At 47.8% G+C, this 21,594-nt stretch carries 21 protein-coding genes and 1 pseudogene; 6 read left to right on the forward strand and 16 right to left on the reverse strand.

The features are described 5' to 3' along the window. Positions 1-74 precede the first annotated feature (74 nt). The 5 genes from P4S53_RS17645 (at position 75) to P4S53_RS17665 (ending at position 3,939) form a co-directional block, all read left to right on the forward strand. Positions 75-827, forward strand: coding sequence for a sulfite exporter TauE/SafE family protein (locus P4S53_RS17645; RefSeq protein ID WP_337114526.1), 753 nt, complete (start codon positions 75-77; stop codon positions 825-827). A 19-nt stretch (positions 828-846) separates the two neighbouring features. Continuing rightward, a complete protein-coding gene (locus P4S53_RS17650; RefSeq protein WP_337113702.1) occupies positions 847-1,242 on the forward strand; it encodes a rhodanese-like domain-containing protein in 396 nt (131 codons plus the stop codon). A 418-nt stretch (positions 1,243-1,660) separates the two neighbouring features. Continuing rightward, a complete protein-coding gene (locus tag P4S53_RS17655; RefSeq protein WP_337113703.1) occupies positions 1,661-2,356 on the forward strand; it encodes a CDP-alcohol phosphatidyltransferase family protein in 696 nt (231 codons plus the stop codon). Continuing rightward, positions 2,349-3,281, forward strand: a complete 933-nt coding sequence (locus P4S53_RS17660) for a phosphatidate cytidylyltransferase (protein WP_027253220.1) — start codon at positions 2,349-2,351, stop codon at positions 3,279-3,281. The genes P4S53_RS17655 and P4S53_RS17660 overlap by 8 nt, the downstream gene beginning before the upstream one ends. Before the next feature lie 7 nt (positions 3,282-3,288). After that, on the forward strand, positions 3,289-3,939 hold the full coding sequence (locus P4S53_RS17665; protein ID WP_337113704.1) for a lysophospholipid acyltransferase family protein: 651 nt from the start codon (positions 3,289-3,291) through the stop codon (positions 3,937-3,939). 72 nt (positions 3,940-4,011) lie between these two features. On the opposite strand, the gene P4S53_RS17670 is transcribed toward P4S53_RS17665, so the two are convergent. From P4S53_RS17670 to P4S53_RS17730, 13 genes are all read right to left on the reverse strand, one after another. Next, positions 4,012-5,439 (reverse strand): DEAD/DEAH box helicase, encoded by a 1,428-nt coding sequence (locus P4S53_RS17670; protein WP_337113705.1) that lies wholly within the window; start codon positions 5,437-5,439, stop codon positions 4,012-4,014. 337 nt (positions 5,440-5,776) lie between these two features. Continuing rightward, the gene (locus P4S53_RS17675) at positions 5,777-7,087 is read right to left on the reverse strand and encodes a methyl-accepting chemotaxis protein (protein ID WP_337113706.1); all 1,311 of its coding nucleotides are present in this window, start codon (positions 7,085-7,087) and stop codon (positions 5,777-5,779) included. 558 nt (positions 7,088-7,645) lie between these two features. Beyond that, positions 7,646-8,014, reverse strand: a complete 369-nt coding sequence (locus P4S53_RS17680) for an MmcQ/YjbR family DNA-binding protein (RefSeq protein WP_337113707.1) — start codon at positions 8,012-8,014, stop codon at positions 7,646-7,648. 85 nt (positions 8,015-8,099) lie between these two features. After that, positions 8,100-8,621: a GNAT family N-acetyltransferase gene (locus P4S53_RS17685; protein WP_337113708.1), complete on the reverse strand. Its 522-nt coding sequence runs from the start codon at positions 8,619-8,621 to the stop codon at positions 8,100-8,102. Positions 8,622-8,788: 167 nt separating this feature from the next. After that, positions 8,789-10,048, reverse strand: a complete 1,260-nt coding sequence (locus P4S53_RS17690; protein WP_337113709.1) for a DegT/DnrJ/EryC1/StrS family aminotransferase — start codon at positions 10,046-10,048, stop codon at positions 8,789-8,791. 12 nt (positions 10,049-10,060) lie between these two features. Then, on the reverse strand, positions 10,061-11,419 hold the full coding sequence (locus P4S53_RS17695) for an NAD(P)-binding protein (RefSeq protein ID WP_337113710.1): 1,359 nt from the start codon (positions 11,417-11,419) through the stop codon (positions 10,061-10,063). Positions 11,420-11,455: 36 nt separating this feature from the next. Then, complete coding sequence (locus P4S53_RS17700; RefSeq protein WP_337113711.1) at positions 11,456-12,646, reverse strand: hypothetical protein; 1,191 nt, start codon at positions 12,644-12,646, stop codon at positions 11,456-11,458. A gap of 659 nt (positions 12,647-13,305) precedes the next feature. Then, positions 13,306-13,707 carry a putative signal transducing protein gene (locus tag P4S53_RS17705; RefSeq protein WP_337113712.1) on the reverse strand — a complete coding sequence of 134 codons (402 nt, stop codon included), beginning with the start codon at positions 13,705-13,707 and terminating at the stop codon, positions 13,306-13,308. Between the two features lie 75 nt (positions 13,708-13,782). Then, complete coding sequence (locus P4S53_RS17710) at positions 13,783-14,136, reverse strand: DUF1428 domain-containing protein (protein ID WP_337113713.1); 354 nt, start codon at positions 14,134-14,136, stop codon at positions 13,783-13,785. Positions 14,137-14,152: 16 nt separating this feature from the next. Next, complete coding sequence (locus P4S53_RS17715) at positions 14,153-14,551, reverse strand: YciI family protein (RefSeq protein WP_337113714.1); 399 nt, start codon at positions 14,549-14,551, stop codon at positions 14,153-14,155. A gap of 35 nt (positions 14,552-14,586) precedes the next feature. After that, positions 14,587-15,438 carry a YciI family protein gene (locus tag P4S53_RS17720; RefSeq protein ID WP_337113715.1) on the reverse strand — a complete coding sequence of 284 codons (852 nt, stop codon included), beginning with the start codon at positions 15,436-15,438 and terminating at the stop codon, positions 14,587-14,589. Between the two features lie 126 nt (positions 15,439-15,564). After that, entirely contained in the window at positions 15,565-16,845 is a 1,281-nt protein-coding gene (locus P4S53_RS17725) for an RNA polymerase sigma factor (RefSeq protein WP_337113716.1), read from the reverse strand. Between the two features lie 56 nt (positions 16,846-16,901). Next, the gene (locus tag P4S53_RS17730; protein ID WP_337114527.1) at positions 16,902-17,594 is read right to left on the reverse strand and encodes an aspartate/glutamate racemase family protein; all 693 of its coding nucleotides are present in this window, start codon (positions 17,592-17,594) and stop codon (positions 16,902-16,904) included. A 398-nt stretch (positions 17,595-17,992) separates the two neighbouring features. Between P4S53_RS17730 and P4S53_RS17735 the strand changes: the two genes are divergently transcribed. Beyond that, entirely contained in the window at positions 17,993-18,949 is a 957-nt protein-coding gene (locus P4S53_RS17735) for a transposase (RefSeq protein ID WP_337113717.1), read from the forward strand. A 250-nt stretch (positions 18,950-19,199) separates the two neighbouring features. Here the strand turns inward: P4S53_RS17735 and P4S53_RS17740 are convergent. The 3 genes and pseudogenes from P4S53_RS17740 to P4S53_RS17750 form a co-directional block, all read right to left on the reverse strand. Beyond that, positions 19,200-19,669, reverse strand: a pseudogene (locus tag P4S53_RS17740) (GrpB family protein). A 91-nt stretch (positions 19,670-19,760) separates the two neighbouring features. Continuing rightward, positions 19,761-20,765, reverse strand: coding sequence for a S66 family peptidase (locus tag P4S53_RS17745; protein ID WP_337113718.1), 1,005 nt, complete (start codon positions 20,763-20,765; stop codon positions 19,761-19,763). 143 nt (positions 20,766-20,908) lie between these two features. Continuing rightward, the gene (locus P4S53_RS17750) at positions 20,909-21,466 is read right to left on the reverse strand and encodes a hypothetical protein (RefSeq protein WP_337113719.1); all 558 of its coding nucleotides are present in this window, start codon (positions 21,464-21,466) and stop codon (positions 20,909-20,911) included. Between the last annotated feature and the right edge of the window lie 128 nt (positions 21,467-21,594).

A 21,594-nucleotide genomic window follows, 5' to 3' on the forward strand; every position in this document is an offset into this window, starting at 1 on the left:
ATATCGTATATTACAGATATACGAACAATCATAGCAAGTATTGAGGTCTCTATGATCACCCTTTTTTTGGTGCAATCGCTGTCGGGCTTAGCCTGGGCATGCTTGGCTCCGGCGGCGCTATTCTCACGGTACCGATTCTGGCTTACGGTTTGGGACAGACAGAGAAACAAGCAATAGCCAGTGCCTTAATTATTGTCGGAATCATTAGCAGCATCACTTCTTTCAGTGGTATCAGGCAACGTTTAGTCAGCTGGCCCTTGGTCATGCTGTTCGGTTTTCCCGGTATGGCAGGAACTTACCTGGGAGCCTGGTTCGCCAGCTATCTGGATGGCGCTATCCAGATGACAGTATTTGCCGTCGTGATGTTGGCTGCGGCGTGGCGAATGTTCCAGCCGGTTGGCCTTGCATCCTCACATGCTCAGACTCAGCCATATTGGTTGACCGGATTGCAGGGGCTGCTGGTCGGGGTGCTGACCGGATTTGTCGGCGTCGGCGGTGGGTTTCTGATTGTCCCTGCGCTTGTACTGCTCAGTGGTCTGACAATGCAAACTGCGGTGGCGACCAGCCTGGTGATCATCGTCATGAACTCGTTGATCGGTTTTCTGAAATACCAGAATGTCCTTGCTCTTACACACACCAAGCTGGATTGGGCTGTGATTGCGATCATGGCTGTCATTGGTGTGGCGGGGAGTTTAGCCGGGCAGCGACTGGCCGGGCGGTTACCCCAACATCGCTTACAACGTATTTTTTCTGTGTGTTTGATTCTGATGGCAGGATTCATTCTGTACCAGTCACTGCCTTCACTGCTCCCTTCAATGACTCTCTGAGGTTAAGAGGAATATGATTATGCTTGTCAATGGACGCGACTTAGCCAACCAGGCTAAACAAAGTATTGAAGAAATTCACTGCCATGAGTTAGCTTTACTGCTCACTCAAGAGATTATTTTAATCGATGTTCGCGAACGCCATGAAGTCGACACAGGCATGCTGCCAGGAGCCGTTCATATTTCCCGGGGCGTACTTGAAATGCAGCTTGATACGCACCCAGCGGTTGCCCATCACAGCAATCCGCTTGAAGTGATGGCCCAGCAGCCTGTTTACCTTTACTGTCGATCCGGTGTCCGCTCTGCCTTAGCCGCAGAATCGCTGCAAAAAATGGGATTTAAGCGGGTGTTTTCACTGGCCGGCGGCATACAAGCCTGGCAAGAGGCCAAACTACCTGTGGTCAATGCCAAGACATAGTGAAGTCACGTGAAACCTTATTATCAGGCAAGCGCCTGATCAGTGCCTTCCGTACATACCGCACTGCCCGACAGTAAACCAATTCGCTTGTGCCAGTCATGCTGTGGAAGATTTTGGCCTCCACAGCATGATCTCAGAGACTGTCACTGCCCCGCCATCCCGCTGAGTCTCTGCTGTCTGTCCCGATATCATCCTCTTAGTTTGAAAGCAGTTCAAAAAGTCATAATCAATCGCTTGATATTCAATCGATTCCATTTATGTTTATGTCTCCTTGCTGGCGAGTTCGATTGACAAGACCGAAGGCATTCTGTGGCCCATTTTATCTGCCATCGTGCATCCGTCTTATTTACGCAGATGAATAACGCTCTTTAATACTCAGATCGGCCAGCTCATCTTTCTTTTTCTATAAGCCATAAACATGAAGAATCAGCACGAATCAGAATCCAACCGGCGTCCCCTTGCCGTCAGGGAGACGGCTTTAACCAAGCGTATTGCGATCTGGTTAAGCCAGAAAAACATCACACCGAACCAGATCTCCCTGATGAGTATCGCCTTTGCCATCATCGGCCTGCTCTCAATGCTTTGGTACAAGGCCTCTGCGTGCAGTGTCCTGTTGCTTGTCGCTGCAGCCTGTATCCAGTTGCGGCTGCTGTGCAATCTGTTCGATGGCATGGTCGCTGTAGAAGGCGGCAAGAAAACCCCGGCAGGTGAATTATTCAATGACGTGCCGGATCGCATTGCTGACCCGCTGTTGATCCTGGCCGCAGGCTTTGCAACTCAGTCTGATATCGGGATGACACTAGCATGGCTGTGCGCCCTGGTCGCCGTGCTGACGGCGTACGTTCGCGTATTAGGGGTCAGCATGGGCTGTCCGGCCGACTTCCGCGGGCCTATGGCCAAACAGCACAGAATGGCGCTGCTGACCGTGAGCTTCCTGGTCTTGTTCGCCAGCCAGGTGTTCACCTTGCTGCCAGAGGTGCTGGCCTACACGCTGGACGCCGCGCTGGCGATCATGCTGGTTGGATCTGTGATGACCACCTGGCGCCGTCTGGTGGGTATTTACCGCTTTAAAGCGTCAGAGCAGACTGATAAGGAAAGCGCAGACAATGAATAGTATTCCTTCCCATTCGCTGTACCTGATGCTCGCCATCATTGCCGTCCTGGTCACAGGGACGCTGGTGTATTTGTGGAAATCACGCGCCCACCCGGACAGAGATTACCTTGAACTGAAACTGCGTATCCGCTCCTGGTGGTGGATGATTGGGATTGTTTTTGTTGTCCTCTACCTGCCGCTGACCTATACGCTGTTTTTTGTCGGTTTTCTGAGTTTTATGGCGCTGAAAGAATTTTTGTCTATCGTGCCGACCCGAATGACAGATCGCCGCGTGATCTTCTGGGCCTATCTGTCGATTCCTTTTCAGTATTACTGGCTGTCGATTGGCTGGTACGGCATGTTCATCATTTTCATCCCTGTGTATGTCTTCCTGTACCTGCCGATGGTGATGGTACTGATTGGCGATACCAAAGGCTTTATCCGCTCCGCCGGTATCATTCACTGGGCCATGATGCTGACCGTATTTTGTATCAGTCACATGGCCTATCTGCTGGTCTTGCCCAGCCTGAATCCGGACGCCGGATCCTTGGGCATGCTGCTGTTTCTGCTGGTATTTACCCAGTTTAACGATGTCTGTCAGTACGTCTGGGGCAAGTCTTTCGGCAAACACAAAATAGTGCCCAAAGTCAGCCCGAACAAAACCTGGGAAGGTTTTATCGGCGGCAGTGCAACCGTGATTCTGGTGTCGTATTTCGTCGCGCCCTATCTCACGCCCCTCACCTCGCTGCAGGGTCTGGTCGCCGGGATGATCATTGCGTTCAGTGGGTTTATCGGGGATTTAGTGATTTCTTCGGTGAAACGTGATTTGCAGATCAAAGACACGAGTCAGTTTATTCCGGGCCACGGTGGGATTCTGGATCGCATCGACAGCCTGATGTTCACAGCGCCGCTGTTCTTCCACTACATTTACTATCTCTACTATTGAGGATTCCATGGCTCACGTGCTCAAGGTGTTATTTATCCTCTTCATTGTTAAGCCGCTGGTCTTTATTGGCCTTGGCCTGAATATTATCCAGCGACAAAACCTGCCTGCTAATGGCCCGGTTGTGGTTGCGGCTAACCACAACAGCCACTTAGATACCCTGGTGTTACTGGCGCTGTTTCCTATTTCCATCGTCCATAAAGTTCGTCCGGTCGCCGCGGCGGATTACTTTCTGGCCAATCAAGTCGTGGCCTGGCTGTCCCTGAACGTCATCGGCATTATTCCGTTGAGGCGCTCTCCTTCACCCAGCCAACGGGAAGCGGTATTACAGGAATGCCATCAGGCATTGGAACAGGGCGATATACTGATCATCTTCCCTGAAGGCAGCCGGGGCGAGCCGGAAACCATGAGCGGCATTAAGAAAGGCATTTATCATTTAGTGAAAGATCATGAGGGCTGCCCGGTTATCCCGGTCGTCATGCGTGGTCTTGGCCGTTCTTTACCCAGAGGCACCGCGATGTTCGTGCCATTTAACTGTGATGTGGTGGTTGGTGAGCCGGTCAGTCATTTTGACGATGCCAACGATTTCGTCGATACCATGCAGGCCCGGTATCGTGAGTTGGCCAAACATTGCATTACACAAACCACCAGCGAAAATTAAGACCTGTTCAAACGCAACAAGCCTGTCCGGGACAGGCTTGTTGCGTTTCAGGTGTCACTGCTCAGAAAGGCATTACGCCGATTGCGGACGCGCTCTGTGACGCTGAGCAGGACGCTTGTTGCCGCCAGCTGCGTTACCGGCAGGTCTTGCATTACCCGCTGATTGACCCGCTTCAGAACGTCCGGCACCATTTTTGTTTGCAGCATTAGCCTGGCCATTCGTTCTGCGCCTTGGCTTTTGCGCAGAATTCCCGCCGGCATTGTTTCTCTCGCCCTGAGCCTGGCCTGAGCGCGGTTTATTGGACTTCGGTTTCTTCGGCTTTTTCGGTTTGATCGGACGCGAGTCCAGCTTAGACTCCGGCAATGGATTACTCGGCTTGTAACCGTCCAGTTCCATACGCGGCAGCAGTTGCTGAATTAAACGCTCAATGCCAAACAACTCGTCAGCTTCCTGAGCGCACACCAGCGAAATCGCTTTACCTGTCTCGCCTGCACGGCCTGTACGTCCGATACGGTGAACATAATCTTCCGCCACATTGGGCAGCTCAAAGTTCACCACTTGTGGTAACTGAGGAATATCGATGCCACGTGCCGCGATATCTGTCGCCACTAACACGCGAATTTTGCCCGATTTAAAATCAGCCAGCGCTTTGGTTCGCGCGCCCTGACTCTTATTACCGTGGATGGCCGCAGAAGCCAGCTTCTCTTCAGACAAAAATGCTGCCAGGCGGTTTGCGCCGTGCTTCGTACGGGTAAACACCAACACTTGCTGCCAGTCGCCATCCTTGATCAGTTTGACCAGCATAGGCGCTTTCTTCTTCACATCAGCCGGATAAATACACTGCTCAACCGTCCGTGCCGTTGAGTTCGCGGTATTGACAGAAATTTCAACAGGGTTGTTTACCAGGCCTTTCGCCAGGGTGCGAATTTCTTCAGAAAACGTTGCTGAAAACAGCAAATTCTGACGTTTCGCAGGAAGCAGTTTGAGAATTTTCTGAATATCGCGGATGAAGCCCATATCGAGCATGCGGTCAGCTTCATCCAGCACCAGGACTTCCAGCTGATCAAATTTCACTGCATTCTGGTTATACAAATCCATCAGACGCCCTGGTGTTGCCACCAGAATATCTGCGCCTTTGCGCAAACGCAGCATCTGCGGATTAATCTTTACCCCACCAAACACCACAGCACTGCTCAACGGCAGATGACGGCTGTAGACAGACACGCTTTCCTGCACCTGTGCTGCCAGCTCACGTGTCGGCGTTAAGATAAGCGCACGCACTTGGTTACTGCGAACCTGCGGGCCCTGATAAAGACGCTCAAGAATCGGTAATGTAAAGCCAGCGGTTTTACCTGTTCCCGTCTGAGCTGCAGCCATGACGTCTTTGCCATCTAACACTGCTGGAATAGCCTGTGCTTGAATTGGTGAGGGAGTGTCGTATCCTTTTTCTTGAATAGCTTTCAGGATTGGCGCAGAAAGACCTGTTGAGGCAAAACCCATATATGATTCTCAATTGTTAATGATGTGAATGTTCGCCTAACTCTCTGACGGCGAAAAGTCCGACATTCTGAGGCTTTCACTCCCGGGTAGCAACCTATAATTGTGATTTGTTTCGTGGCAGGCCCAGAGAAAGAGCGTCAACAGAACAATATTCTCAGTAAAAAGACGCGGGAACTTGCGAGAAATTCATCGAAAAATCAGCAAGGATCAGTAGCCAGAATGAAGCATGGGTGCCATTTCTTCAGCATGTCATCGTGAAGAAATAGCACCAGCCCAATGCGTCACGCGCATTCCGCTCAATATCGATCAGATCAAACTGAGCTTTATCTTTTCATCGCTATAGCTGTTTGGTAAAACTGCCAACCGCCATATCCACTTTCTCGGCCCCTTTACGGATATCACTCATCATTTGCCCGGCTTTATTGGACAGGGCGAGTGTGTCAGATGCCTGAGACAACCCCTGTTCAATCAGGTGAACCGCATTTCCCGTTAAGGTTAAATTCTCAGTAACCACAGCAACAATTTCTTCAGTGGTCTGGCTTGTCCTGGAGGCGAGTTGACGGACTTCATCCGCCACAACGGCAAAACCACGTCCCTGTTCACCTGCTCTGGCCGCTTCAATGGCTGCATTCAGCGCCAGTAGGTTAGTTTGCGCCGCTATCCCATTGATGCTGCCAACCAACTCGTTAATTTTCTGAGATTGCTCATACAGTGCCTGGATACCAGCATTCGCTTTTTCCATCACTTTTGTTAACGCTTCCATTTTCTCTATGGTTGAATCAATCACTTGTTTGCCTTGCGTCGTCTGCTGACCGGTCTCCGTCGAGACTTCATGAGCAATGTCAGCGGCTTCCGCAATCGCAATCTCACGATTGATCTGATCCGTAATCACGGTGGCAAATTTAACGACTTTATATAACTGACCATGCGCGTTATAGATGGGGTTGTAAGACGCTTCTAACCAGACGACATTGCCATGACTGTCGATCCGTTTAAACCGATCAGAAACAAAATCCCCTTGTCCCAGTCTTTGCCAAAACGCGCGATATTCGGGAGAGTTAGCTTCAGAAGGCTCGCAGAAAATGCGATGATGCTGCCCGACAATTTTCGTTTTTTCATAACCCATAGACGCCAGAAAGTTGCTGTTCGCGTCGATAATCATACCGTCTAACGTGAACTCGATGACTGCCGTAGAACGGTTTAAAGCATTAATCAGATCCTCTTGCTCACGCGACATTGTAATGGTTCTGGTAAGCTCAGAGGCGTAAATCACAATATGTTTCATCACGCCATCCGTAGACAAAATAGGTTGAAGGATAGCCCGTAACCAGGCTTCTTCACCATTTCCTTTTAAAATTTGCAACGCACCATTCCAGTGCTTCCCCTGCCTGATAGCATCAGACATCAGATGAAAGTGACGGGTGTCCCGCGCCTGCAGAGGCACTAAATCAGCAATGTGTTTTCCTTTAACGTCTTCCAGAGGCAAAAAAATATCATTTTGGAACAATGGATTAGCGGATATTACTCTCCCACTCTCCTCCAACGTCAATCGCAGCAGATCAGACTCTAAACTCTCTTTAACCTGCGCTAAAGCATATAGCTCTGCTTGCAACTCATGGTTTTGTTGCTTCAATTTTCTGAAAAACATATCACCTGTCCTGCAAATCTTGTCATGGTGCGTGAAGTGAAATTAGGAATAATACAAAAAAACCAGAACGATCGCTCTGGTTAAGGATGACACTGTTATGGTTTGGTCAGCTTAAACTAATATGTGATATTGCCTGCCGTCAATCAGTCTACCTGATTGTCAACGTGAGATCACACACTTTGAAATTAGGTGTAAGCTATTCATTTTAAACACATATATTCAGAATCATCCTTTAGGGCTCTTTACCTGCTAAGTGATGAAACAGAGCTCAAATGCTTTGAAGATGCATACTGGCCCAAGCAACGGGACTGGCATTTGGCGCAAAACGACTCCCCCATCCATCGAAGAAGCCCAGAGACACCATTCAGAACGGCACTGATCAATAACGCTTATTTCGTCGCAATGAGCTTAGTGCCGAAGTTTCATCGCTATCGATATCAAACAGTCGTCCATTTTCAGTACTCCATGGCACAGAATCAACCCGAACGTTTCTAAGTACTCAGGTGATAGCCGTTCTTATCGGGCAAAGGTTTCAGTGCTCTGATGTTATAAAAATTTTTATTCACCCTGATTCAAGCCGAGTTCTTTTTGTTTTTTCTTGCTGAGCCCTAAAGACACAATACGGTGTGACTCTTTGAGATAATATTTGAGTGCTTCATCTTTTGTCTGGTCGGTATCCGTTTGCTGAATCCACTTCATCCCCCGCGAAGCCAGATAGGGTGCAGGTCTGAATCCGGGTTCATCTTTTAAGATCTGAAAATTGAGCTCAGAAGCTTTGAATGTAAATGCTGGCCCGCCCGATGTATCCCAACCGCCAATGGCAAAGACTTTGCCCCCCACTTTCCAGACATGAGCGCCTCCCCACTGAACTACGTATGTCGTTGCGGGCAAAGAACGGCAGAATGCATTGTATTCCTCATATGTCACAGTCAGATTCCTTCTTATGATTCACAAATGGCGCACCGTCGCATGTCTATCACCTGCCACTCAGGAGGCTCAAAACCGCTGGCCTTTAAAATAGATAACCCAGCCAATCAACATACCCAGACTCCCAGCGTTTACCGCTGATGGGCTTCATAAACAGATCATCAAGATGTTCAAAGGTGACACCGAAATTTTTATGCTCATGCAACCTCAGCCAGGCACTTGGCGCATGAATCTGTCTGAAGCCATTATGCGTGTAAAACTTCGTCAGATCAGAGACTAAAATAATGAAGTCGACATCCCGGCGCTGCGAATACTCGCTGAGCTCAGACAACATAGCAGACCCGATACCCTGCCCCTGGTGCGTTTTGGCAACGCAAAAATCAATAACGCCAAGCACCTTAAATACGCATCCCCCAACACTGATCACACGATAGTCCAGCCCCAGATAACCGACTAATCTACCATCTCGGTATTCCAGCGCCCGCATATGCGGTAACTGTTTGTAATAAGAACGGGCGACTTGATGATCGGGAAATGCATTATTGCGAAGCACTGTGATTGCGGCATGCTCATCGCTTGTTAGGTCTAACTCAGGTTTGATGTCCACAGTTTACGCCTCAGAGACGAGTGATTATGGTCATTATGTTACAAACACAGAGATTTTTTGTCGGTTTATCTGAAAGTTAAGACAGTATTCGCAAAAAAAACGCCTCCGCGAATGCGGAGGCGGTGCTCAATGGAACAACCATCTCATCAAAAATTATTTTACGCGGGTTACTTTTTATAGTGCTTGTAGACTTTATTGAACGCAGTGGCGAATTTTTCCATGTGCTGTTCTGAATAAACAGGATGGGTATGGAACACGATGGAACTGTCTCCCAGTTGTCTGGCCGCCTGGCAGTCCGTTAAGGTGTAATCCATCCGCCTGTGGGCCGGATCGTTAAATGGGTAGTTATTCGTGCCAAACCCATTTTGTTTCTGGAAGGCATCTTCATTGTAAACTTCCGGCCAGGGCACCGGATAACCGGGCACACCTTCGGCATCAATGGCTTTGGTAAACGTCTTGATGTCGCAACTGAGCTGGCTCATATCCAGCACAAACGGCGCCCACCAGAAAGCGTTGCCACGGACTTCATCATCAACCGGTGCATGCTTCACCAAAGGGTGTTCCTTCAGTAACACAGTCAGGTAGCGCCCGTTGCGAATTCGCTGTTCCAATGCAGTTGCCTTAAAGCGAGAGAGCTCCCTGATACCAATGGCAGACTGAATTTCTGTCATCCGGTAGTTAAAACCAACCTGAGTATGGATGTAAGGCAGTTTCTGCGAAATTTCAAACAAACCCAGTCTTTTGGCTACGTCGTAACCGTGATCGCGGAACGAGCGGCATTTCCAGACCAGATCTTCTGAATTAACGTAAACCGCACCGCCTTCACCGCCTGTCGTGATATGTTTGCTCTGGCAGAAACTGAAGCAACCGGCATCGCCAATCGTCCCAAGATAAGCCCCTTTGTATTTGGCACCCAAGGCCTGAGCGCAATCTTCAATCACCTTCAGGTCATACTTTCTGGCGATGGCCATAATCGCGTCCATATCGGTTGGCACCCCGAATGTATGCACAACCACGATGGCTTTGGTTTTCTCACTGATTTTGCTTTCTACCGACTGAGGGTCAAGCGTATGCGTATGATCCACATCGGCAAATACAGGCAGCGCTCCCGCCTGCAGAATCGAAAATGCGGTCGCTATAAAGGTATAGGACTGGCAGATCACTTCATCACCCGATCCAATACCCAATGCAGAAAATGCCGTATGTAAGGCCGATGTACCATTGGTGGTGGTCACGACATAGCCATCACCGAGATAGGCAGCTAAGTCCTTCTCAAAGGCCATGCCTCGTTTACCGGTCCAATAGTTAATTTCACCGGTTTTTAAGATCGCTTCAATATCTGCCATCACGGATAGATCCAGGCTGGGCCAGGCGGGTAATGGTTCTGAAATAACAGGGCTGCCGCCCAGAGTTGCGAGTTTATTCATCATTTTTCCTACTTAAATATGTGATGCAAGCCAACGGGACAGCGAACAAATGGTTAAGGCCGGATTCGCGATGCCCAGACGAGGAAAAGCGCCCGGCCCAATGGCATACACACCCGGCATAGCCGTTAACTCCAAGTCGTTCGTTAAAGCAATATCACCGGTTCCGCCTATGGGATGCGTACAGCTCTCGTGTTCGTACGAACCGTAAGGGAAGATAAATCGCGTATAGACATTGGATTGCTCCGTTTGACTCAACGCTGCCAGTGCCTGCTCTATCTCGGTACTTTCTGTCGAGCCGAAGAACGTACCCGCTTGCTCGGTCGGCGTGTCAAACAGTGGCGCTAATTCAGTGCTTAACTGCTCACTGGCAAATTCAACGATGCGTCTGGCTACACGGTTGTAGTTTTCAATCCCTGCCTCTGAATGATGTGACTGAATCTCCAGCCTGGTCTGCCCCTGACTGTAGTGACAATGGAGCTGGCTGAATTCAGACTGATGCGGGTTTTGCTCCACCACAGCCATCAGTAACAAAAGGCGATCTCCGCTGTCGAGATTTGGTCGCTCCACCACAAAGATGTTGGCATTCAGATCATGATGCTCGCTGAAACCATGCCACAACATTTCATGGCGGTATTCACCAATACGTTCACCCTGCTCAACTTTCACAGCGACGCCAATGCAGTAATGATCGGTCACCTGCGCTGTGGTGGATTTTCCCAGTGATGTGGAAATAATCTTGTTATTCACCAAAGCCGATGCCGACAAAATACATTTATCGAACGGTAACGAATTCACTGTGCGCCCGTCCTGATCAATCAGAAAAAAGCCTTCCGGTTTCTTTTCCACTTTAGCGACAGTCGCTCTTTCAATTCGGATCACGCCATCCCGGATAAAAGGTTCAAGCTGATATAAAGGGCTGTATGACGAAAATGATGCATTCTCGCCGATAAACGCAGCCTGAGGCGCATGAGTCAAAGGCATACCAACCTGTTGTTGTCTGGTCATTTCCGGGTATTTACCGGTAAATTCCTTCTGCAACTGACGATATAACCCCTCCGGGCCATTTAAGCGCTGTTGCCAAACCTCGGGCCAGCTTGCCATCGCCTGCGGTTCAAGCGGCAGCATAACCCCGTGGTAACACAGCGAACGACCTCCCAGCCGTTCACTGATGCCACCGATGGCCCAATGTTCATCCGCCGTCCAGTGCACTTTCTTTTCATCCCCTTGCAAAACACGGGTATCAAAATGCACATGTTCTTTCCGCAAGTCCGGTCCGGCTTCATAAACCACAATCTTGTTGCCCTGAATCGCGGAATAAAGCGCAAACTCAAGGCCAGACAGTCCCCCTCCGACTACACAAAACGTCGACATTTTCTCTCCTTTATTAAATTCCCTTTCGGGCGAAAATTACCGTCTGTCAGCTAGGTATAAAATGGTCAAACCTAACAAGCCAACAGCCGATGAAATAAATATGGTCATGCTGATATCAAAGAAATAATTACCGAAGAAGTAAACAACAGATGAAACCGAGGACGAGACAAAGAATGAAATGGACAGCAACGAACTACCAACACCCGGTCTTCCTTCAGCCAGCGATTGCAAAAATCCGATAGGGATACTAATCAGACATGCCGCACCTAATGCAATCAAAGGAATTAACAGGTAGACATGAACAATATTCTGCGTTACAGACAACAGCATGGTCGACAATGAAAAGATGACTGCTCCCATGATTATTACACTGGATGTTTTCTTTCTTTGCGCTGACTTCGACCAATAAAAAATAAAGAAAACCTCAAACACAGCAATACCGGCTTCAAATACCCCGATATCGGAATACTCTCCCTGCACCTGATTAACAATAATAAAAGGCACAGTCGCATCTAATGTAAACAGCATGTTGGTAACAAGCGACACACTGACCAATTTGATAATATTCGAAGTATGAAATACTTTAGAGATAGGTTCAGAAGACAACATGGATTTATGGCTTTCATTGACAAACTTTTCTTTAAAGTACAAGGTAAAAATCAAACAGCACATAATGCCAGAAAACAACCAGATAAAGATGAGCTGTTCTTTTTGGAGCGCTAGCATCCCAATCATACCCAGGGTTAACACATACCCCATTGAGTAGGTCGAACGCAGTGCCGCATTCTCATTGTGCGCATTTTCAGAACCATCCGCATTACGCTTCGCCGCAGCATAACCAAAAATTAATGAGTTCAATACGCAAAAGACAGGTAGTAGTAAGCAATTCGCTAAAAAGTACGTATACTCATTCGGCCAGACATAAAGTGTAATATTTCCAAACACACCACAAATACTGCAAATAATAATATACTTTACAAAGCTGCCTTCTTTATCGGATCGCATACCGAAATAAATACTGAAGAAGGTAATGATTACACCCGACAGTAGAATCACTAAACTGTAGTAAATCTCCTGCAGACCAATAACATCGACACCAAAAATATTTTTATAGGGATTCACAGCCGCATTTGCACTGGCAAACAACAAAATGGCAAACACCTGTTTGTTCATAAACAGAGAAACGGGCGAATCTGAACGACCGAACGATTTTAAAATATTGAACATATAAAGCCTTTGTGTCGCACGTTCTAATAAGAACATGGTCAATTAAGGTGTGACTCTGAAATCCTGACAATTAACCGATAAGTCAGTTGGCGGGAGATTAAACACAAGAATATGTTTTTTATATCAACAAAAGAACTTATCTCGAGTCACTTAATACTATTTAAAGAAACAAAGAGAGTTCAACAATTCAAGGCGTGATCAAAAGCAGATACCAAAAATGGAAGCAATAAAATATAACGCTTAGCCTGTTCATCAACAACAACAAACCTTCCAAATAACCACCAATGGAAGCGACAATAATCTGCTTACCTCTCAGATATGGCTACTTTATACCAAGAAGAATAACTCTGTTAAATTAGCCCATTAAAGATAGAGTTGTCATTAGCTTCATTTGCAAACAAGCGTCATGAGCCATGTACTTTTTCATAGCGAAAAAACACCAGGACAGACATAGGAAGGAGGAATATCAGAAGGGGTTTAGGGAAATCGGGATAGGGAAATCGGGACAGGCACAGTCCCAGACTATAAGGACAGACATCAGACAAAGCGATAGATGCCTCACGTCACAAGCGGCTTGTCGCCAGCGCTGGCAGGGATATCGGGACAGACACTTTAAGAAACGAAGGATTACCGGGACAGTCACGGTAAGAAATACAGGCTCAAAGCTTTTCAGTGAACTCGCCACAAGCCTTGCATCGATAGCCATGTCGGTAAAAAAACAAGGGAAAGCCAAGTAAGAGGAAAACAACAAAAGCGGGCCTTTTCCCCTGTGTATACGGCATTAAATCATGACTTGCGCAGTGCGGACAGACATCCGCTTTCCCGGAAAAGAGATGACTGTCCTCGACAGCCTGAGAAAAGTCACAGCTTAAAATACTGCGCGCTTGCTCAGCATCTTGTTTCGCCACCATCAGGCGTACGCCGCCCATTGCATTGGAATACAGCCACTGCACATTCACTGTATGCTCGTCAGCCAGATGGCTAACAATACCGGCAGCCTCAAGACTGGCTTTGGCAATATGCGCTTCATGGGGAAATGAAAACCGAGCAATGACAATCATGCGTTTTTCCTTTTGGTTCAGCAGACTAAGCGGTGCATGACAGCACCGCGTTTCTTAGCCCCTATCTACAGTTTTCTAGCAATCGACGATAGTTTCGAACCCGCCATAAATAAGGCGCTTACCATCAAACGGCATGGGATTCAGATTCTGATCACAGATAGGATCTTTCATGAACAGGGCCATGCCTTCGTCTCGTGCCGCTTTTGAAGACCATTGGATCCATGAAAACACCACAGTCTCACTGTCTTTACATTGAACTGCCATCGGAAAAGACGTGACTTCGCCATCGGGTATATCATCGCCCCAGGTTTCGACCACACGCTCGGCGCCGTACTTTTTAAAAACCTGTGCGGCTTCTGCGGCATGTTGTCGGTATTCCTCTCGTTTGTCTGTTGGCACAGCGCAAACAAAACCATCAACATAACTCATGTTCTTTCTCCTTTGCCTATGGTGCTTCACGCACCTCTGCGTCTTGATAACTCACGTTATTTTCGCCCTGCAACTCGCGTACCGGACGAATTTCTACGCTGCCGTAGCGTGCCGGCGGGATCTTGCTGGCCATCTGAATCGCTTCATTCAGATCTCTGACATCTAACAGGTAGAAACCTGCCAGCTGTTCTTTGGTTTCTGCAAACGGGCCGTCTGTAATGTCCACCTTGCCATTGCGGACGCGCAAGGTGGTTGCCGTCTGGATGGATAACAGCGCCTCGCCGCCAAGCATATAGTCACGGGATCGCAGAGATTCACCGCAATCGATACACTCACGGTTGAGCGCATCCCACTCGTCTTGCGAGAGCGACTTCATGATTGATTCGTCGTAATAGACCAAAGCTACATATTTCATTGCCCTGATACTCCCTGTCTGGTTTCAGATACCGGTTACTGCTGGCTGTCGTCGCCGGGTAACATCACCATCCAGCCCATGCCAAATTTATCCGTTACCTGACCATATAAAGGTGACCAGAAGGTTTTATCCAGCGGCATTCGAACCGAACCACCGTCTGCCAGCGCATCAAATACACGACGCGCTTCCGCTTCGGAGTCAATCGTTAATGACAGATTGAACCCGGTAAACGGCCCCTCGTCACCACAGCCGTCTGAGGCAAAAAGTGTCATGTTTCCGACCGTAAATTCGCAGTGCATCACCTTGTTTTCAAAGCCGGGAGGTAACATCCCCTCGGGCACAGGATCCGGGCTTTCATTGAACCGAAATAGCATGACCACACTGGCGCCGAGGTGTTTCTGGTAATATTCCAGCGCCTCTTCACAGCAGCCAGAGAAAAACAGATAACAGTGTGATTGCGCTTTTTGCATCGCAAGTGTTTGCCTTAACTGAGTTTCTTGTGCACGAGCCGATCCGTCGCTGTCGATTTCAGCAAAATCGTCCATTTCATAGAAAGGACGAATTTCAATGTCGGACGCCTCTTCCATCGGGTTCGGACATTTTTTAACCCACTCAACGGCTTCGTCCATCGAGCTGACATTCCAGACCCAATATCCGGCCACTAGCTCATTGGTTTCAGCAAATGGCCCTTTGGTCACGGTACGTTCGCTGCCTTTAAAACGTACACGAACACCTTCACTGCTGGGTTTTAATCCATCGCCCGATGCCATGACGCCGGCTTTCACCAGGGTTTCATTAAACTCGCCCATGGCCAGTAACAACTCCTGGGTTGGCATTTTACCGGCTTCCGAACTTTCACTGGCTTTCACTATAACCATGACTTTCATTGTGCATCTCCTGTTGTGTATTCAGATTAAAAGAAGAGCGACTTCTTTTTGCTCTCTACACAATAGTCGAGTGAACCTTTAGAAAATCGACAACGCGTGAAAAAATTTTTATCTTTTGACAGGTAACTATTTAGGTGTTGTCAGCCGTGCCAGCTTTCGTCTGAGAATGCGTTGTTCCGGGGCTTGCTGAGTCAGGCTCAGCGCGTGCTCAAATGCAGAGATAGCTTCCTGTACCCGGCTGGCCCGGCTCAGTAATTCGCCATAGGTGGCATAGGTGAGGTGATAGGTTTGGAGGACTTTTTGTTCAAGCAGGCGTTCGACGATCTCAATCCCGGCCTGCGGCCCATCACGCATTGCCACAGCGACAGCTCGATTCAGTTCAATGACTGGAGAGGGTGCCACTTGAAGCAGCAGGGAATACAGCGACACTATCTGCGCCCAATCAGTGCTGATGATATCTGTCGCCTGGGCATGGACCGCCGCAATCGCGGCCTGTAATGTGTAATAGCCAATATGTCTGGTTTCCAGCGCACTCTGTACTAAAACAATTCCCTCTTGTATCAGAGCGGCATCCCACAACCTGCGATCCTGATCTTCCAGCAATACGATGTCGCCGCGTGAATCCGTTCGGGCGCCGCGGCGGGATTCATTGAGCAGCATAAGCGCCAGCAAGCCAGACACTTCAGCGTCGGGCAGTAAAGATCCCACTAAACGCGCCAAACGAATGGCTTCAGCTGTGAGATCAGAACGTGTGACTTGCTCGCCTGCCGATGCGGAGTAGCCTTCGTTGTAGACCAGATAAATAACAGACAGCACGGACTCTATTCTGTCTGGCAATTCTGTTTCTGAAGGAAGCTGAAAAGGAATGTTTGCTTCACGGATTTTTGCCTTACCCCGCACAATACGCTGGGCCATGGTGGATGGCGACGTCAAAAAAGCGCTGGCGATCTCTTCCGTGGTCAAACCACACACTTCCCTCAGCGTGAGCGCGACCTGCACTTTGGCATCTATGGCCGGATGGCAGCAGGTAAAGATTAATCTCAGTTGATCGTCTTCAATCACCTGACCATCGAATTCGAATGGGCTTTCAGTGTTAGTGCGGATAAAAGATGTGTCATCGGGATCATCAAGCAGCTCTGAGACAATCTCGACTTGCCGTTTTTGCCGGCGCAGATGATCGATGGCTTTGAAACGTCCGACAGACACCAGCCAGGCGCTGGGGTTATCAGGAATCCCCTCTTTCGGCCACTGGGTTAACGCTGTGCTGAACGCATCGTGCAGCGCCTCTTCCGCGAGGTTAAAATCACCCAGTAAACGAATTAAGCTCGCATACACTTTGCGGGATTCGTTGCGATACAGATGATCAATTTGGCGTTGTACTGCTTCGCTGGATACAGGTGATTTCATTCATCTCTCCCACGCGGGTCGGCGTTAACCAACCTCAGGTCAGTGTTGGCATCACTTCAAGAGGTTGCCCATGCTACGGCTTTGGCGGCATGAATAGCCGTCGTATCGTACAGCGGGATGCCAGCATGCTCCTGAGAGATTAACATACCAATTTCAGTACAGCCCAAAATCACGGCATCCACACCAGCCAGCTCTAACGCATGGACGATACGAATATACTCATGACGAGATGCCGCATTAATCTTACCCAGACAAAGCTCGTCATAAATGATGTCGTGAACCCGCTTTCGATCTTTTTCGCCGGGTATCACAACTTCAAGGCCATACTTTTCCGACAAACGATCTTTATAGAAAGACTGCTCCATTGTAAATGCAGTGCCTAACAAGCCTACTTTTCTGATCCCGTCTTTGACAAGTTTTTCACCCGTTGCATCAGCAATATGAAGCAATGGAATCCTGATACTCTGTTCTATCTCCGGGGCGACTTTATGCATGGTATTCGTGCAGATCAGCACAAAGTCGGCACCTGCAGACTCCACACTTTTTGCTGCATCAACCAGTATCTCAGCCGCACCTGCCCAGTTGCCACTGCGCTGTAATTGTTCAATCGGTGCAAAGTCCACACTATGAAGAAGAATTTTAGCCGAGTGGAGGCCCCCAAGCGTATTTTTTACCCCTTCGTTAATCGTCCGGTAATACCCGATTGTGCTTTCCCAGCTCATGCCACCGATCAGCCCGATTGTCTTCATCTGCACTCTCACCACTCCCTGAATGTCGTCCTGAAAAAATACAGGGACAGACACAATAAATACAAGTCAATACGCGGACAGACACAAAAAAAGATTCACTCAGTTTAACGTGTCTGTCCTTGTTACTCCCTGAGACTCTGCAATTTCAGCGCTTCAGAATAGCTCAGATTAGGCGAGAAAATACTGTAAATAACAAGCAGCATTCGCCCGAATGATGACAAAAGATGAAGCCAACCTGCCGCAGAAGAAGAAAAGCCAGGACAGACACGTGAAGAAAAAAATAACCTCATCAGTTTCATGAGGTTCTGACCCAGATCCCCACTTCGTGATTTGCTCCTTTTTTCGACCAGCACAGACATATACTGTATATTCATCCAGTTTAATTATTGTGACTCCCAATGACGACAGCTCGCAGTCAATTAATCAGCATAGAAGCAACGCCCTACTACCATTGTGTTTCCCGCTGTGTTCGCCGCTCCTTTCTTTGCGGCTACGATGAACTGACCAAGACCAGCTATGAACACCGGCGGGGATGGGTTGAGAAGCGGTTGAAACGCATCGCCAATGTCTTCTGTGTCGATGTTTGTGCCTACGCCATTATGAGCAATCACTACCATGTCGTTCTGCATATCAACAGGGATCAGGCCCACCGCATCTCGAACCATGAAGTTATAGAGCGCTGGCTCACCTTACATCGCGCCCCTGTGCTGATTCAGCGGTTTTTAAAGCACGAGGCTTTATCCGAGGCTGAACATTCTGCTTGCTTAACCATCATCAAAACCTGGCGCGAGCGGCTTTGTTCCATCAGCTGGTTCATGCGCCTGCTCAATCAGTACATTGCCAGTAAAGCCAATCAGGAAGACAACTGCACCGGTCATTTTTGGGAAGGCCGTTTCAAAAGCCAGGCATTGCTGGATGAAAAAGCCTTGGTTGCGGCCATGGCATACGTTGACTTGAACCCGATTCGGGCCGGTATCGCAGATACTCCGGAAACCTCCGCCTACACTTCGGTGAAAGCGCGCATCGCATCGCTTCAACGCAACCAAGCTGCAGCGCCCTGTCTTTTTCCCTTCGCTGGTAACCCAAGAAATAAGATGCCAGAAGGACTGCCATTTCGGCTGTTCGATTATCTTGAACTGGTTGAGTGGACCGGAAGGCAAATCAAAGAAGGGACACGTCACCATATTTGCTCAACCCAGCATCCCATCCTTGAACGGCTCGGTTTACACTCTGATGTGTGGCTGAAGATCTGCACCCAAATAGAGACAGGCATCCTCATTGGAACAGCCTCGTCAATTCAAGCCGTTTTACCGAAACTGAACCGGCAACGATGTATTGGTTTGCAGATCCCATAACCCATTCACAGCAAATAAATCCTCAACAGCGATGCATTCGTATGCCGCCACTCGCCTGAAAATCAGATCAATAGCGTAAAATCTGACTTAGCATTCAATACACTGCAAATCAGCTTTTAAAAGATGTCAATGAAAGTGAATTTTTGAATCTCGTGAAAGTCTTTATGGCCCTCTGCCTTATGGATGCCTGTCCTTGTAACTCCTCACGACTTTTAACTATCATGACTGTCCTTGTTAATTATCTCCCGCGCTATACCTGTGCTAAAACGTGATCAATAAACCTCGACTTTTTTCACGGTACTCGTCGTGTGACAAACCCTCACACGATTTCTTTAATTCATTGTACTGAACCACTAAATCTGGTGATGCGCGTAACCTGTCACGAAAATCCATAAAGCACTCGAACTCTGAACCTATCGCTACCACCTGAAAAGCCACATCTTCGCTTGTTGACTCAAGCATGCATAGCTCAGCTGTTCTCAATGTGTTTTTCTTTTCCTGAAACCCCAAGGTGATCAGAACACGTACAGAGGCTTCCAGTTCGTGCGCCTCAACACCGATCAAAATATCAAGATCCCCTTTTGAAATAGCACCAGGGATAGAAGAAGATCCGACGTGTTCCACGCTTGCCGCTGGCAACAGCCTCCATACTTGATTCCGATAATAATCAAACCGCTCATGACAAGCTTTCTGATACTGATCCGGACTAAGAAATTTCATCTTTCCCCTTCATCATCAATTGTCCTAACTACGAATAGTGTGTCTGTCCTGGTCATGCTGTATGCCTGTCCTGGTAATGCTGAATCATTGGTTACATCCCAGATAACCACGGGCTTTCCAGCTGAAAAACCTGATTATCAAAGTCAATGCTGGCTTGGACACCTAATGGCGTCACCAACATCGGATGGGTATGACAACTGTCAAAACCATAAAATATGGGGATGTTCTGACCATGAAGCACTTCAAGCAAGACATCCAATGGTGAACGATTAGTGCCTCTATCATCAAAAAGCTCATGTTTACCCAGCACTATCGCCCCAACCTTGTCAAAAACACCACAAGCCTTTAAGTGAGCAAACGATCGTTCAACAGTTTCAATTCCTTTTAACGAGTCCTCAATCAGCAGTATGTCACCTGAGTGTATCTCAGGCATATAACGGCTTCCCCAAATTCCTGCCATGGTATTCAGATTACCGCCAATAATACGCCCGGTAACTTTTCCGCACCCGAGAAATGTCCATTCGTTGCTAAAAACAGGCTTTGCCGTATTTTGTGTTTCCCAATCCTGTTTAACGTCTGTCCAGCGTTCAGGCATGACATATTGATATTCACGTTTCTCTGAGCTCAATATATCCAGAAATGACTGAAAAGTTTCATCCACTAAAGGTGGATACTCACCAAAAGAGGCGACTAAAGCGGGCCCATAGAAAGTCACGAGACCCGTTTGCGCATAAATACCAAGCAATATCGCTGTAGCATCGGAATAACCAACAATGATTTTTGGATCTTTTCTCAGGGCCTCGTAATCAATGTATGGCAATAATGAATTACTGTTATTACCACCAATGGTCGACATAATGCATCGAATGCTTGGATCTCGAATAAGCTGATTGAGCTCTTCAGCCCTGGCCTGAATTGATCCAGAGCGGTATGAATCTGAACATCCTGTCAGTGAGCCTTCAACCAGCTCAAAGCCGTGATTTTCCAAGTAAGCTTTCGCTCTTGAAAATCGATTGGGTGCGAATACTGTTGCGGGTGATGACGGTGAAAAGAAGCCTATTTTGTCACCAATCGATAAGGCTTTCGGGAATATCACAAGTCACTCTCCTCCATGAAGTTAAGCTCACAATAACGTCTGTCGAATGGGTGTGATTCATGGCGTATAAACATGATCGCACATAGGATGAAAACACAACGACCTTTGAATTTTCATGACACAATCCCTTGCCATACAAGCAGTCAGAGTTTTTCTGATAACTTCTTAAGGTACGATTTTGCTAGGTCATGATTGTCACGACTGAGCCACTTGATGCAGTCAAACAGCTCCCAGATTAAACCTTTATCACCATGAGTGTAGACTGGAAAATCTTCATGCTTAGGTGCAGCTTCGTCGGTTAACCGGCTTTCTACGATACCCTTTTTATCGAATAGCACGTTAAACGGTTTGGATATATAAAAGGGTTCACTTAAATCTAAACAATGAATCTCAGCACTTGTCAGATCATTGAATATGTACTTCTTGAAATAGGCATTCTCGTTATGAATTCCGTCAAGACAATAGAAAATATCTTTCCCTGATTCAAAATCTGAAAAACAGGCATCAATGGAGTGATGACAAAAACCTTGGGTGAAAACGATTATGTCTGCGTCCGAAACACGATCACCCGTACCGGCTGCAAGTGAGCCCAGCAACACAGCAGCAATCACATGTTCATCCGGGTAAAAAGCAGCACATGCAGAATGAATGAGTTCTTTTTGAATCGGTAATTGATCGATTTTCAGATCGTCCTGGTTCAAAATTACCTCCTTTTTATATCGCGTCTTAATCAGGGATAAATAAAGCGCATATTGTCACGCATGAATGACATAAACAATTAAGTTTCAATAAACGCCAAAGGTTTATTAAAAAATATCAATAACGAGTA

Source organism: Photobacterium sp. Hal280 (genome assembly GCF_037162255.1).
GTDB lineage: Bacteria > Pseudomonadota > Gammaproteobacteria > Enterobacterales > Vibrionaceae > Photobacterium.

Excerpts from the sequence above, each read along its gene's own strand:
- P4S53_RS17710 (WP_337113713.1), bottom strand. The coding sequence starts at position 14,136 with ATGAGTTATGTTGATGGTTTTGTTTGCGCTGTGCCAACAGACAAACGA.
- P4S53_RS17705 (WP_337113712.1), bottom strand. The coding sequence starts at position 13,707 with ATGATTGTCATTGCTCGGTTTTCATTTCCCCATGAAGCGCATATTGCC.
- P4S53_RS17675 (WP_337113706.1), bottom strand. The coding sequence starts at position 7,087 with ATGTTTTTCAGAAAATTGAAGCAACAAAACCATGAGTTGCAAGCAGAG.
- P4S53_RS17655 (WP_337113703.1), top strand. The coding sequence starts at position 1,661 with ATGAAGAATCAGCACGAATCAGAATCCAACCGGCGTCCCCTTGCCGTC.
- P4S53_RS17665 (WP_337113704.1), top strand. The coding sequence starts at position 3,289 with ATGGCTCACGTGCTCAAGGTGTTATTTATCCTCTTCATTGTTAAGCCG.
- P4S53_RS17670 (WP_337113705.1), bottom strand. The coding sequence starts at position 5,439 with ATGGGTTTTGCCTCAACAGGTCTTTCTGCGCCAATCCTGAAAGCTATT.
- P4S53_RS17720 (WP_337113715.1), bottom strand. The coding sequence starts at position 15,438 with ATGAAAGTCATGGTTATAGTGAAAGCCAGTGAAAGTTCGGAAGCCGGT.
- P4S53_RS17730 (WP_337114527.1), bottom strand. The coding sequence starts at position 17,594 with ATGAAGACAATCGGGCTGATCGGTGGCATGAGCTGGGAAAGCACAATC.
- P4S53_RS17725 (WP_337113716.1), bottom strand. The coding sequence starts at position 16,845 with ATGAAATCACCTGTATCCAGCGAAGCAGTACAACGCCAAATTGATCAT.
- P4S53_RS17735 (WP_337113717.1), top strand. The coding sequence starts at position 17,993 with ATGACGACAGCTCGCAGTCAATTAATCAGCATAGAAGCAACGCCCTAC.
- P4S53_RS17700 (WP_337113711.1), bottom strand. The coding sequence starts at position 12,646 with ATGTTCAATATTTTAAAATCGTTCGGTCGTTCAGATTCGCCCGTTTCT.
- P4S53_RS17660 (WP_027253220.1), top strand. The coding sequence starts at position 2,349 with ATGAATAGTATTCCTTCCCATTCGCTGTACCTGATGCTCGCCATCATT.
- P4S53_RS17715 (WP_337113714.1), bottom strand. The coding sequence starts at position 14,551 with ATGAAATATGTAGCTTTGGTCTATTACGACGAATCAATCATGAAGTCG.
- P4S53_RS17650 (WP_337113702.1), top strand. The coding sequence starts at position 847 with ATGCTTGTCAATGGACGCGACTTAGCCAACCAGGCTAAACAAAGTATT.
- P4S53_RS17695 (WP_337113710.1), bottom strand. The coding sequence starts at position 11,419 with ATGTCGACGTTTTGTGTAGTCGGAGGGGGACTGTCTGGCCTTGAGTTT.
- P4S53_RS17690 (WP_337113709.1), bottom strand. The coding sequence starts at position 10,048 with ATGAATAAACTCGCAACTCTGGGCGGCAGCCCTGTTATTTCAGAACCA.